9 protein-coding genes and 5 pseudogenes are annotated in these 12,806 nt (G+C 73.4%); 6 read left to right on the forward strand and 8 right to left on the reverse strand.

The genetic code is table 11. The annotated features are described in order from the left end of the window. Position 1: 1 nt before the first annotated feature. The 3 genes and pseudogenes from BJF81_RS18790 to BJF81_RS00250 form a co-directional block, all read left to right on the forward strand. Positions 2-319 (forward strand): annotated as a pseudogene (locus BJF81_RS18790) (glycosyltransferase); the annotation flags it as partial. Between the two features lie 35 nt (positions 320-354). After that, positions 355-1,176 carry a glycosyltransferase gene (locus BJF81_RS00245; protein ID WP_237769926.1) on the forward strand — a complete coding sequence of 274 codons (822 nt, stop codon included), beginning with the start codon at positions 355-357 and terminating at the stop codon, positions 1,174-1,176. Between the two features lie 244 nt (positions 1,177-1,420). Beyond that, positions 1,421-3,538: an AAA family ATPase gene (locus tag BJF81_RS00250; RefSeq protein ID WP_083663867.1), complete on the forward strand. Its 2,118-nt coding sequence runs from the start codon at positions 1,421-1,423 to the stop codon at positions 3,536-3,538. 46 nt (positions 3,539-3,584) lie between these two features. Here BJF81_RS00250 and BJF81_RS00255 read toward each other — a convergent pair whose 3' ends face one another. Next, positions 3,585-4,571, reverse strand: a complete 987-nt coding sequence (locus BJF81_RS00255; RefSeq protein ID WP_075956670.1) for a DUF1648 domain-containing protein — start codon at positions 4,569-4,571, stop codon at positions 3,585-3,587. Further along, positions 4,568-4,942 (reverse strand): GntR family transcriptional regulator, encoded by a 375-nt coding sequence (locus tag BJF81_RS00260; protein ID WP_075956705.1) that lies wholly within the window; start codon positions 4,940-4,942, stop codon positions 4,568-4,570. Before BJF81_RS00260 ends, BJF81_RS00255 begins: the two co-directional genes overlap by 4 nt. 132 nt (positions 4,943-5,074) lie before the next feature. Here BJF81_RS00260 and BJF81_RS18245 point away from each other — a divergent pair, with 132 nt between their 5' ends. Next, the gene (locus tag BJF81_RS18245; protein ID WP_075956671.1) at positions 5,075-5,680 is read left to right on the forward strand and encodes a hypothetical protein; all 606 of its coding nucleotides are present in this window, start codon (positions 5,075-5,077) and stop codon (positions 5,678-5,680) included. A gap of 78 nt (positions 5,681-5,758) precedes the next feature. Next, positions 5,759-6,439, forward strand: a complete 681-nt coding sequence (locus BJF81_RS00270; protein WP_075956672.1) for an HD domain-containing protein — start codon at positions 5,759-5,761, stop codon at positions 6,437-6,439. Positions 6,440-6,508: 69 nt separating this feature from the next. On the opposite strand, the pseudogene BJF81_RS21260 reads toward BJF81_RS00270, so the two are convergent. From BJF81_RS21260 to BJF81_RS00285, 3 pseudogenes are all read right to left on the reverse strand, one after another. Beyond that, a pseudogene (locus tag BJF81_RS21260) lies at positions 6,509-6,871 on the reverse strand (NUDIX hydrolase); the annotation flags it as partial. A gap of 69 nt (positions 6,872-6,940) precedes the next feature. After that, positions 6,941-7,213, reverse strand: a pseudogene (locus BJF81_RS00280) (DUF4031 domain-containing protein); the annotation flags it as partial. Then, a pseudogene (locus BJF81_RS00285) lies at positions 7,210-7,546 on the reverse strand (YnfA family protein). The pseudogenes BJF81_RS00280 and BJF81_RS00285, both read right to left, overlap by 4 nt. Positions 7,547-7,726: 180 nt before the next feature. Between BJF81_RS00285 and BJF81_RS00290 the strand changes: the two are divergent. After that, positions 7,727-8,023 (forward strand): WXG100 family type VII secretion target, encoded by a 297-nt coding sequence (locus BJF81_RS00290; RefSeq protein ID WP_075956673.1) that lies wholly within the window; start codon positions 7,727-7,729, stop codon positions 8,021-8,023. A 154-nt stretch (positions 8,024-8,177) separates the two neighbouring features. Here the strand turns inward: BJF81_RS00290 and groL are convergent. The 3 genes and pseudogenes from groL to BJF81_RS00305 all read right to left on the reverse strand — a co-directional run bounded on the left by groL (position 8,178) and on the right by BJF81_RS00305 (position 12,616). Then, positions 8,178-9,802: pseudogene (gene groL, locus BJF81_RS00295) on the reverse strand (chaperonin GroEL). Between the two features lie 235 nt (positions 9,803-10,037). Next, a complete protein-coding gene (locus tag BJF81_RS00300) occupies positions 10,038-10,871 on the reverse strand; it encodes an MBL fold metallo-hydrolase (RefSeq protein WP_075956674.1) in 834 nt (277 codons plus the stop codon). 77 nt (positions 10,872-10,948) lie between these two features. Further along, positions 10,949-12,616 carry a formate--tetrahydrofolate ligase gene (locus BJF81_RS00305; RefSeq protein ID WP_075956675.1) on the reverse strand — a complete coding sequence of 556 codons (1,668 nt, stop codon included), beginning with the start codon at positions 12,614-12,616 and terminating at the stop codon, positions 10,949-10,951. Positions 12,617-12,806 lie beyond the last annotated feature (190 nt).

Below are 12,806 nucleotides of genomic sequence, written 5' to 3' on the forward strand. Positions count from 1 at the left end.
TGTGCGCGTCGCGCTGTTCACCGAGGTCTTCCTGCCCAAGGTCGACGGGGTCGTCACCCGCATCACCCGCACCCTCGACCAGCTGACCGAGCTCGGCCACACGGCGCTGGTCTTCGCGCCCGGGGACCCGCCGGCGAGCTACGGCCCGCACCGCGTCGTCAAGGTCCGGTCGGTCTCCTTCCGACCCTGGTACCCCGAGATCAAGGTCGGCCTGCCGACCGCCCGGATCGCGCGGGAGATGATGGCCTTCCAGCCCGACGTCGTGCACGCGGTCAACCCGGTGTGGCTGGCGGCCTACGGCGTGCTGTCCGCCCGCCGGCGCAACCTGCCGCTCCTGGCCAGCTTCCACACGACGTGCCGTCGTACACGACGCGCCTGGGCAACGGGCTCTCGCTCCTGCGGGCACCCTCGCAGGGCTGGATCACCGGGATGCACAACCTCGCCGAGGTCAACCTGTGCACCTCCCGGCAGATGGTCGACCGCGCCCGCCAGGTCGGCATCCGGGAGGTGGACCTGTGGCCCAAGGCGGTCGACACGGTCACCTACCACCCGGACGCGCGCACGGAGCAGATGCGCCACCGCCTCACCGGAGGTGAGCCGGACGCGCCGCTGGTCCTCTACGTGGGGAGGCTGTCCCGGGAGAAGGACCTGGACCAGTTGCTCGAGCCGGCGCGCCGACTGGCGGCGACGGGCGCCCGGCTGGCCTTCGTCGGCTCCGGTCCGGGACAGGCCGAGCTGGAGCGGATGTTCGCCGGGACACCGACGGTGTTCACCGGCTACCTCGGGGGACAGGACCTGGCTGCGGCCTACGCCTCGGCGGACGTCTTCGCCTTCCCCTCGACCACGGAGACCCTCGGCCTGGTCGCGCTGGAGTCGATGGCCAGCGGCGTGCCGGTCGTCGGGGCCGACGCCGGCGGCATCCCGTTCGTCGTCGACGAGGGACGTACCGGCTTCCTGGTCCGGCCCGGCGACACCGACACCCTCACCGACCGGCTGCACCGGCTCCTGACCGACCCCGACCTGCGGGGCCGGATGGGCCGGGCCGCCCGCGAGGACGCCGAGACGCACTCGTGGCGGGCGGCCACCGAGACGCTCGTAGGCCACTACGAGGAGGCGGTCGAACGCCACCGGGGCCGCCGGCCGATGGTCCGCCCCCTGCGCGCGCGCCGACCCTGACCGACACGTTCCTGACCCCGCGTCGCCCAGCGTGGGCCCGACCTGCCCCGGCGTGTCGCGCACCACCGGCCCAGCAGCCCCGGCGTGTCGCGCACCACCGGCCCAGCAGCCCCGGCGTGTCGCGCACCGTGCCGGCAGCGCTGCGGCGTGTCGCGTGCCAGGGCACCGGTTCTGCACAGGGCAGGACCGGAGGCCGCGGGCGGGTGTATCGTCACGCCTCCCCCTCCTTTCCCGAGGTCTCGTCGTGCCTGCTCCACCATCTGCCCCTCCCCCGCCTCCTGCCCCTGGCCGACCTCCGGCCTCCCAGCCCCCCGGGCCGGTCCACACCCCCGAGGACGAGCTCGCCGCCGAGCGCGCCCACCTGGCCCGGGCCCGGGCCGAGCTCGCCCGGATGCGCGAGCACACCCTCTCCCTCGGCGCCGACGCGGGCGACGCGATCGCCGGCGAGGCGCTGGCGCGCACCCTCTGGCTGCGGGCCAGGGCCCTCCAGGACGACCCTGGCACCACCCTCTTCTTCGGCCGCATCGACACCACCGGCCCCGTCGGCGAGGACCGGCTCCATATCGGCCGGCGCCACGTGACGGACGCCTCCGGCGACCCGGTCGTCGTCGACTGGCGGGCCGACGTGTCCACGCCGTTCTACCGGGCCGGTCCCACGGACCCGATGGGCGTCCGGCGCCGCCGCCGCTTCGGGGTCGAGGGTGGGCAGATCACCGCGCTGGAGGACGAGTGGCTCGTCCCGGAGGAGCGGGACCGGCAGGACGCACCGGTCGAGGCCGTCGGATCGCGCCTGCTGGCCCGCGAGATCGAGCGCCCCCGCATCGGCCCGATGCGCGACATCGTCGCCACCATCCAGCCCGAGCAGGACGAGATCGTCCGAGCCGACGTCGGCGCCACCATCTGCGTCCAGGGCGCGCCCGGCACGGGCAAGACCGCGGTCGGCCTGCACCGGGCGGCCTGGCTGCTCTACGCCTTCCGCGACCGGCTGTCCCGGTCCGGCGTGCTGGTCGTGGGGCCCAACCGTGCCTTCCTCGAGCACGTCGGGGCGGTCCTGCCCTCGCTCGGGGAGATCTCGGTGCGGCACACCACCGTCGAGGAGCTGCTCGCGCACGCCCGCGTGCGGACCGTCGACCCGCCCTCCGTCGCCCGGCTCAAGGGCGAGGCACGCATGGCGCAGGTGCTCTCCGACGCGGTCTGGTCGCACGTCCGGCCGGCGACCGAGCCCCTCGTCGTGCCCCGTGGGTCACGCCGGTGGCGGGTGCCCGCCTACCAGGTCCAGGACATCCTGGATGAGCTGCGCACGCGCGGCGTGCGCTACGGCGCCGCCCGGGCCATGCTGCCCCGGCGCCTCGCGCACGCGGTCCTGCTGGAGATGGAGCGTGCCGGCGACTCCCCCGACGACCGGGTGCAGGACGCCGTCGCACGGTCGGCCCCGGTCACCGCCTACGTCAAGCAGGTGTGGCCGCAGCTCACGCCTGCCGCCGTCCTGGCCCACGTGCTGGGCACCGGCGAGGGGCTCGCCCCGGACCAGCAGGACCTGGTGTGGGACAGGGCACCCCGGTCCCCGGGGTCGGCCCGGTGGAGCATCGCCGACCTGCCGCTGCTCGACGAGGTCGCCGACCTGCTCGAGCGCACGCCCAGCCTGGGGCACGTGATCCTCGACGAGGCCCAGGACCTGTCCCCGATGCAGCTGCGCGCGGTCGGCCGTCGTGCCTCCACGGGCTCCCTGACCGTCCTCGGCGACATCGCCCAGGGCACCACCCCGTGGGCCACCGGCTCCTGGGCGGAGTCGCTGACGCACCTCGGCAAGCCCCTCGGCGGTAACGACGTGCACCTGGAGGTGCTCGACCGCGGCTTCCGCGTCCCCGCGTCGGTGATCGGGTACGCGGCTCGTCTGCTCCCGCACATGGCCCCCGGCCTCGGGGCGCCCAGGCCGGTACGGTCGAGCACCGGCCGGCTGGACGTGGTGAAGGTCGACGACGCGGTGGCCGGGACCGCCGACGCCGCACGGGCCGCCTCGGCGCACGAGGGGTCGGTCGGGGTGATCGTCCCCGACGCCTGGATCGACCGGGTCGGCGCGGCTCTGGCCGCGGCCGGCCTGGAGCACGAGGTGCTCGACGGCTCGCACGCCGAGGAGCGCATCCTGCCGGTCCATCTCGTGCCGGCAACGGTGGCCAAGGGCCTGGAGTTCGACCAGGTGGTCGTGACCGAGCCTGCGGTGATCGCCGAGGCCGAGCCGGACGGGCGGAGCGGGCTGCGGCGCCTCTACATCGTGCTCACCCGCGCCGTCAGCGGCCTGACCGTGGTCCACGCGGACCCGCTGCCGGACGCCCTGGCACCGACCGACGACGGCTCGGCGTAGGAGACCGACGCGGCGACGGCACGACATGGAGCGGGGCCCGACCGGGTCATGGTCGCGCAGCTCGCCGGCGCAGGCCCTCCAGGACGCTGGCGGCAACGGCCGGGTCGTCGACGGTGATGACGAACCGTCGCCCCTCCCCCCGGAGCACCTGCAGCGCCGGCCCGTGCCGGGTGACCACGGCGGTGGCCCCTGGCACGGTGCGGATCCCGTAGCCGCCGTAGTCGCCGGGACGCACGTCGACCACGCTCACGCCCGTCACCGCGGACAGCGGCACCTGCCCGCGGGGCAGCCCCAGCGCCGAACGCCACCGGAGGCCGTCGCGGTCGATCGTCACCCGGAACGAGGTCGTCGCCGCGACCAGGAGCACCCCGAGCAGGGCCACGGGCGCGAGCCACCACTGCCCTGACAGCAGCGTCGCGACCACCACGACGAGGACGCCGGCAAGGAGCACCCAGAGCACCAGCTGCGTCGTGCGGACCTGGCCGAACCACGACACCCGGTCGCCCGCCGCGATGACCAGCGGGTCGACCGCCTGGGGGTCCGGCTGCGGCAGGTTCCGCGGCAGCAGCGAGGCCGCGAGCAGCCCCACCCCGAACGCGGCCACCAACGGCCACAGCGCCATCGACGGCGTCATCGTCAGCCCGCTGACGTCCGTCAGGGCCCGTTGCCGCCACACCAGGCCGAGGAAGAGCGACGCCAGCCCGGCGGACAGCCCGCACACGAGCGCCGACGTCATCCGGGCCGACGCGCCACGCCACCACTGCCCGACGGCGAACACCGCCAGCAGCACCGCCGGCAGGCCGACCGCCAACACCCCGAAGACCAGCAGCGCTGCGCGGCGGTCCATGCTGCCGTCGGCCACGCCGTCCACGCCGAAGTGCACGGCGAGCCGGTCCGGCAGGTCACCCCCGACGAGCGCCACGACGGCGAGGTAGGTGGTGGCGACCGTGGCGACAAGCGCGACGCACACGAGCAGATGGGCCCGCCGGACCCGATGCTCCTCGGCGGAGAGGGACTGGGTCGGGCTCGTCATCGGGATGCTCCTTCGTCGGGGATGGCGTCGAGGGCGTCGAGGGCGTGGTGCAGCTCGGACACGGGTATGCCGTGCCGCCGGGCGAGGTCCACCAGGTGGCGGGCGGCGGTGCTCACCTCGTCCGGGGTCGAGGGCGTCGCGAGGACGACCGCGCCGCGGCCACGTCGAAGTTCGATCACGCCCTCGTCGCGCAGGTCGGCGTAGGCGCGCAGCACCGTGTGCATGTTGACGTCGAGCGACTCCGCCAGCTCACGCGCGGCCGGCAGCCGGTCACCGATGCCCAGGCTCCCGGAGGCGAGCGCGCGACGGACGTCCCGGGCGATCTGCAGGTAGATCGGCTCCGGGTCCTGGGTGTCGATCCGGATGAGCACGAAGCCCACCCTATAGTTCTAGTTGCTCTATAACAATAGGCATCCATGACCGGGTGACGCCGGGGTAGCACCGTCCCGGCGCACGGCATACCGTGGGACCAGACGAAGATCCCCCACCGAAGAGGAGCAACCATGCACCCCACCCACGTCCCGCTGCGGCTGACCACCGGCGCCTTCATCGTCAACTCCGGGCTGACCAAGCTCAAGGCCGACCAGGAGGCCGCCGAGCAGATGCACGGCTGGGCCTCCAGCGTCTACCCGGTGTTCAAGGACATGAAGCCGGCCGACTTCACCAAGCTCCTGGGCTACGGCGAGATCGGCGTCGGGGCGCTGCTGCTGCTGCCGACCGTCCCGTCCGCGATCGCCGGCGGGGCTCTCACGGCGTTCGGCGCCGGCCTGGTGGGGATGTACCTGAACACCCCGGGGATGACCCAGGACGACGGCATCCGGCCCACGCAGGAGGGCACCGCCGTCGCCAAGGACGTGTGGCTGGTCGGCGCGGGGCTGACGCTGGCGATGCAGTCCTTCCTCTCCGGCACCAAGCACGCCGCCGAGGCCGTCGCCGGGGGTGTCACGGGCGCGGCCGGGGCCGTGGCCAGCGGCGTCACCGGAGCCGTCGGCTCGGGGTCGCACAAGGCCGAGAAGGGCGTCAAGGGCCTGCTCAGCAGCGCCCACGACGCCCGGGCGGACCTGGCCGACACGCTGGCCGACCTGGCGGACTCGCTCGTCAAGCGCTGAGCCCCCACGACCCACCGACGGCGGCCCGGCACCTGCCGCGGTCGCCGTCGCGTCGGTGTCCTGGCAGGGTGGACGACCATGAGGACCGACCCTGAGCTCCTGCTGGACCGCTGGCTCCTCGACGCCGCCGAGCTGGCCCCGCACGCAGGGCGCGACCGGTGGCTGGGCGAGGGTTCCCGGCTGCTGGCCGGGTGGACCGAGGCGCACCGGCGCTACCACACCGTCCAGCACCTGGAGGAGATGCTGGCCGCCCTCGACGAGCTCGAGGGCGCCGTCCCGCTGTCCCCCGAGGAGGCCCTCCTCGCGCGCACCGTCGCCTGGTACCACGACCTGGCCCACGACCCGCGGGCGGCCGCAGGGAGCAACGAGCACCGCAGCGCCACCCTGGCGCGGGACCACCTGCACCACCTCGGGGCCGACGACGTCGTAGTCGACGTCGTCGAGGAGGGGGTGCTGATGACGGCCACCCACGAGGTGGCACCCGACGCCGGGCCCCTCGCCGTGCTCGACGCCGTCCACGACGCCGACCTGTGGATCCTCTCGGCCCCGCCGGAGCGGTACGCCGCCTACCGCCGTCAGGTGCGCGAGGAGTATGCCCACGTGCCCGACGACTCCTTCCGTTCGGGGCGGGCCGCGGTGCTGCGCGCCTTTGCGGGACGGGACCGGCTCTACCGGACCACCCACGGCCACCGCCGCTGGACGGAGCGGGCGCGGCGCAATCTCGCCGGGGAGCTCGCCGACCTCACCGACGGGCAGTGAGCTCGGCCCGGTCCCACCACCAGTCGACCAGCGGCCACCAGGTTCGTGGGCCGTCATCCGGTCGGCGTCCCCCCGGGTGAACCACCCGGCCTCGAGCACGTCGTCGAGGTCGGGCCGCAGGGGCGGCAGACCGTCGGTGTCCAGCACCGCCCCGAAGACCTGCAGGTGGTTGACCCCGGTGTCGAAGGGCCGCGGGTCGGCCCCGGGGGCCACCGTGATGCGCTCGTAGCCGACCGGCACCAGCTCCGCGGGGTCGAGCACCAGACCCGTCTCCTCGACGACCTCCCGCACCGCCCCCTCGCGCACGGTCTCGCCACGCTCGCGCTTGCCCCCGGGCGGCGCCCAGCCGGGACGGGTCGCGTTGCGCACCAGGGCCATCCACGCGTCCCGGCGGACGAGGACGACGGCCGCGCCGGCGTGCGTCTGCTCCATCCCCGAGGCGAGCACGTCGAGCACGTGCGGGGCCGAGGTGGCCGCGGCGAGCCCGTTCTCCACCCGGGCGAGCGGGCGCTCCCCCCGTCGCTTGCGGAACCGCAGGCCGCTGTCCCGCAGCCGCCGGGCCAGCTCGGTCGCCGGCACCGGCACCGCCCCCGCGGCGACGAGCGCGGCATACCGCTCCTCGGGGACGTCGTAGTGGTCGCCCTCGAAGGCCCGTCCGGGCAGGCCCGCGGCCCGCGCGAACGCGTGCAGCTCGGCCAGCGAGCTGTCGCTGACCAGGTGGGAGAAGTGCCGCCCGTGGGCCGGCCACAGGGGCGGGTCGATGAGGACGGTCATGGCAGCGACCGCGGCGCGTACATGATGATCGCGACGCCCACGAGGCAGGTCAGCGCCCCGAGCACGTCCCAGCGGTCGGGGCGGAAGCCGTCGGCCACCATGCCCCACAGCAGCGACCCGACGATGAACACCCCGCCGTAGGCCGCCAGGACCCGGCCGAAGTGCGCGTCCGGCTGGAACGCGGCCACGACCCCGTACAGCCCCAGGCTGACGACCCCGATCCCCACGAACAGCCACCCCCCGGTGCTCCTTGATCCCCTGCCAGACCAGCCACGCACCCCCGATCTCCAGCAGCGCCGCGAGGGCGAACAGGGTGATCGAGCGTCCGGTCATGCGTCCGAGACTACCGGTGCCCGGGTATGCGGTCGCGCCCGTCGGGCACGGGTGCGGGGGGAAGGTGCGGGGGGTGGGGCTGCGGCCGGGGAGCTGTGGACAACTCACCGGGTCGTGCGCGTGGGAGGCCTACCGTCGGGGGGCGAGGGGGCCGACCGGCCGCCACGAGGAGGATGAGTCATGAGCAACACGTTCGCCGTCGACACGGCCCGGATCGCCGCTGCCTCGGGCGACATCGAGCGGATCGCGACCACGATCGAGGCCGAGGTGCGCGCGATGATGGGCAGCCTGACCGCGCTGCAGGACTGCTGGCAGGGGTCGGCCTCGGCCGGCTTCCAGTCCGTCACCCAGGACTGGAGCGCGACCCAGGAGCGGGTGCGCGCCTCGTTGCAGCAGATCTCCACCACCCTGCGCAGCGCCGGCCAGGACTACGAGCTGGTCGAGCAGACCAACCGGATGCGGTTCCAGCCGGGCTGACGCGCAGGGACGGGGCGACCGGTCCCGGCCGTCCACCCGAGGGCGTCCCGTGGCACGCCGACGGGGCGGCCCCTCCGGTGGGAGGGACCGCCCCGTCGGTGCGTTGACCGCCCGCGAGGAACGCGGGCGCGCTGTGCTCCGATCCGTCAGCGGATCAGAAGTCCATGCCGCCCATGCCGCCGTCGGCGCCCGCCGGCATGGCCGGGGTCTTCTCCGGCTTGTCGGCGATGACGGCCTCGGTGGTGAGGAACAGGGCCGCGATGGAGGCCGCGTTCTGCAGGGCGGAGCGGGTCACCTTGACCGGGTCGGCGACGCCGAAGGACAGCATGTCGCCGTACTCTCCGGTGGCCGCGTTGAGTCCCTCGCCGGGGGTCAGGTTGCGCACCTTCTCCGCGACGACGCCACCCTCGAGACCGGCGTTGATCGCGATCTGCTTGAGCGGGGCCTCGATGGCGACCTTGACGATGTTGGCGCCGGTGGCCTCGTCACCCTCGAGCGAGAGACCCTCGAAGGCCTTGGAGGCCTGGATCAGCGCCACGCCGCCGCCGGCGACGATGCCCTCCTCGACCGCGGCCTTGGCGTTGCGGACGGCGTCCTCGATGCGGTGCTTGCGCTCCTTGAGCTCGACCTCGGTCGCCGCGCCGGCCTTGATGACCGCCACGCCGCCGGCCAGCTTGGCCAGCCGCTCCTGCAGCTTCTCGCGGTCGTAGTCGGAGTCGCTGTTGTCGATCTCGGTGCGGATCTGGGAGACCCGACCGGCGATCTGGTCGGCGTCGCCGCCGCCCTCGACGATGGTGGTCTCGTCCTTGGTGACGACGACCTTGCGGGCGGTGCCCAGCAGGTCGAGGTCGGCGGTCTCCAGCTTGAGCCCGACCTCCTCGGAGATGACCTGGCCACCGGTGAGGATGGCGATGTCGCCCAGCATGGCCTTGCGACGGTCGCCGAAGCCGGGGGCCTTGACGGCGACCGACTTGAAGTTGCCGCGGATCTTGTTGACGACCAGGGTCGCCAGGCCTCGCCCTCGACGTCCTCGGAGATGATCGCCAGGGGCTTGCCGGACTGCATGACCTTCTCCAGCAGCGGCAGCAGGTCCTTGACCGAGGAGATCTTGGAGTTGACGACCAGGACGTAGGCGTCCTCCAGGACGGCCTCCATCCGGTCGGTGTCGGTGACGAAGTAGGGCGAGATGTAGCCCTTGTCGAACCGCATGCCCTCGGTGAGCTCGAGCTCCAGGCCGAAGGTGTTGGACTCCTCGACGGTGATGACACCCTCGTTGCCGACCTTGTCCATGGCCTCGGCGATCATGCCGCCGATCTCCTCGTCGGCCGCGGAGATGGACGCCGACTGGGCGATCTGCTCCTTGGTCTCGACCGGCTTGGCCATGCCGAGCAGCTCGTCGTTCACGGCGCGGACGGCCACCTCGATGCCGCGCTTGAGCGCCATCGGGTTGGCGCCGGCCGCGACGTTGCGCAGGCCCTCGCGCACCATCGCCTGGGCGATGACGGTCGCGGTGGTGGTGCCGTCACCGGCGACGTCGTCGGTCTTCTTGGCGACCTCCTTGACCAGCTCGGCGCCGATCTTCTCGTAGGGGTCCTCGAGCTCGATCTCCTTGGCGATGCTCACACCGTCGTTGGTGATGGTGGGCGCACCCCACTTCTTCTCGAGCACGACGTTGCGGCCCTTGGGGCCCAGGGTCACCTTCACGGCGTCGGCAAGGGTGTTCATGCCCTTCTCGAGCCCGCGACGAGCCTCCTCGTCGAATGCAATGGTCTTGGCCATCGTGGTCTGTCCTCCACACGCTGATGGGCGGTGACCAGCGGTGTCGCCCGCGACGGACGAGCCGGTCCCCACGGGCTCACGTCGCCCGGGCTCCCGACCCTCGACACTGCCGGTCGGTCTTATCACTCTCGTGTCGAGAGTGCTAGGACCATGATGAGCACTCGACCCCTCCGAGTGCAAATGCCGGGCGGGCGCGTCCGGGGGGACCGGTGGGGCCCTGACCGGGGACCGTGGGTCAGCGCAGCTCGAGGGCCCGCACCGCCGCGTCGCGCAGCGTCTGGTCCTCCAGCCCCAGGCCGCGCCCGGCGCTGACGAGGGCGTCCACGCCCGCCAGCCCGCCCGACAGGACCTCGTCGAAGCGCTCCCCGAGCTGGGCCAGCCGGGCGGCCTGGTCCTCGACGAAGCCACGGTCCACGACGGCCCCGTGCCCCGGGACCCAGACGTCGGCCTGCTCCGCCGACCCCTTGGCCAGCAGGGCGCGCAGGGTGGGGGCCCACTCCTGGGGGAAGGCGTCCTCCATCATCGGGTCGGCCCCCTCCTCCACGAGGTCCCCGGCGAAGACGACGCCCGCGTCGGGCACGGACACGGCCAGGTCGTGGTCGGTGTGGCCCCGTCCGGCGAACAGCAGCTCGACGCTGCGCCCGCCCAGGTCGAGGGGCGTGTCCTGCTCCACCAGGTAGAAGGGCAGCACGATCTCGGTGGCCAGGATCTCCTCGGCGATCCCCTCCCGGTGGGTGGCCCGCATGTGCGCCACGATCTGCTCCCGCTGGTGCTCGGCGGTGCGGCGCAGGTCGTCCACGGCGCCGACGTGTGCGTAGATCTGGGAGTCGCGGAAAGCGGAGTTGCCGAAGCAGTGGTCGTAGTGGGCGTGGGTGTTGACGACCGTGACCTCCAGGTCGGTGATCTCCCGGACGGCCGCGGCCAGCTCGACCCCGTGCTGGTGGTAGCTGCGGGTGTCCACGAGCAGGGCGCGGTCCTGCCCCACGACCAGCCCGCAGTTGAGGTTGAGCTCCTCGTGCCGTCGGACGTACACCCCGGGCGCGACGCTGCGCCAGGTGACTTCTGCCATGCCCCCAGTCTACGGGCGGGCGGCACGTGCCTCCGCGCCGCCGGGACGGCCCGAGCGTGCGCTCCTCGCCGCCCGGCTCAGGACAGCCCGGTGATGGTGCCGTCCTCGGCGATGTCCATCCCGACCGCCGCCGGGACCCTCGGCAGACCGGGCATCCGCAGGATGTCGCCGGTCAGGGCCACGACGAACCCGGCGCCGGCGTTGACGACCAGCTCGCGCACGGTGATCCGGAACCCGCGGGGCGCGCCCAGCAGGGTGGGGTCGTCGGAGAAGGAGTACTGCGTCTTGGCCATGCACACCGGCAGGTGGCCGTGGCCCTGCGCCTGCAGGTCGGCCAGCTGCGTGCGCGCCGCGGGGGCCAGGTCGACCCCGTCGGCGCGGTAGATCTCCCGGGCCACCGTCCCGATCTTGGTGAGCAGGTCGTCGGCCGGCTCGTAGAGCGGGGCGAAGCTGCTCTCCTGGCCGCACAGCTCGACGACCGCCCGGGCCAGCTCCTCCCCGCCCTCGCCACCCCGGGCGAAGACGTCCGAGAGCGCCATCGGTGCGCCCAGCTGGGCGCAGCGGTCCCGGACCAGGTCCAGCTCGGCGTCGGTGTCCGTGGGGAAGCGGTTGAGGGCGACGACGACCGGGACGCCGAACTTCTGCAGGTTCTCCAGGTGCTGCTCGAGGTTGACCACGCCGCGGCCGAGCGCCTCGAGGTCCTCGGTGGCCAGCGCCTTCTTGTCCATCCCCCCGTTGAGCTTGAGGGCGCGGACGGTGGCGACGAGGACGACCGCCGAAGGGGTCAGCCCGCCGGCCGGGACGACGATGTCGAAGAACTTCTCGGCCCCCAGGTCGGCGCCGAACCCGGCCTCGGTGACGACGTAGTCGGCCAGCTTGAGGGCGGTGCGGGTGGCCAGCACCGAGTTGTTGCCGTGGGCGATGTTGGCGAACGGCCCGCCGTGGATGATCGCCGGCGTGTTCTCCAGTGTCTGGACCAGGTTGGGCTTGACCGCGTCCTTCATCAGCAGCGCCATCGCGCCGGCCGCGTCGAGGTCGGCCGCGGTGACCGGCTGCTTGTCGTAGGTCTGCGCCACGACCATCCGGCCGAGACGTTCCTTCAGGTCCTCGACCCCGGTGGCCAGGCACAGGGCCGCCATGATCTCGCTGGCGACGGTGATCTCGAAGCCGGACTCCCGGACCACACCGTCACCCACCTTGCCCAGGCCGACGACGATGTTGCGCAGCGAGCGGTCGTTCATGTCCAGGGCCCGCTTCCAGCTGACCCGCTTGGGGTTGATGCCCAGCGGGTTGCCCTGGTGGACGGAGTTGTCGAGCAGCGCCGCGAGCAGGTTGTGCGCCGAGGTGATGGCGTGGAAGTCGCCGGTGAAGTGCAGGTTGATGTCCTCCATCGGCACCACCTGGGCGAAGCCGCCGCCGGCCGCCCCGCCCTTCATCCCGAAGACGGGCCCCAGGGAGGGCTCGCGCAGGGTCGTGATCGCCCGGTGCCCCAGCCGGTTGAGGGCCATCGAGAGCCCGACGTTGGTGGTCGTCTTACCCTCCCCCGCGGCGGTCGGGTTGATCGCCGTGCACAGGATGAGGTGGCCGTCGGGCCGGCCGGCCAGCCGGTCGAGCACGTCCAGTGACAGCTTGGCCTTGTCGTGCCCGTAGGGCTCGTAGTCCTCCGGGCCCAGGCCGAGCCCCTCGGCGATCTCGCCGATCGGGCGCAGGCGGGCGGACTGGGCGATCTCGACGTCGGTCTGCACGGGCTGACGACCTCCTGGTGCCGGGCGGGGCCGCCGTTGGCCCCACGTCGGAGAGCACGCTATCGACCCCGGTGGACAGACCGGCGGGCAGGTCGCCCCCGCCGCCTCCCTGCCCGCTCGCGGGGGACGCCTGAGGCGTCTGGGACCACCGGGACGGACGGGGTCCGACGACCCACCGGACATGCCCGGC

Origin of the sequence: Ornithinimicrobium sp. CNJ-824 (assembly GCF_001942405.1) — a bacterium.
GTDB classification, from domain to species: Bacteria; Actinomycetota; Actinomycetes; order Actinomycetales; family Dermatophilaceae; genus Ornithinicoccus; species Ornithinicoccus kibberensis.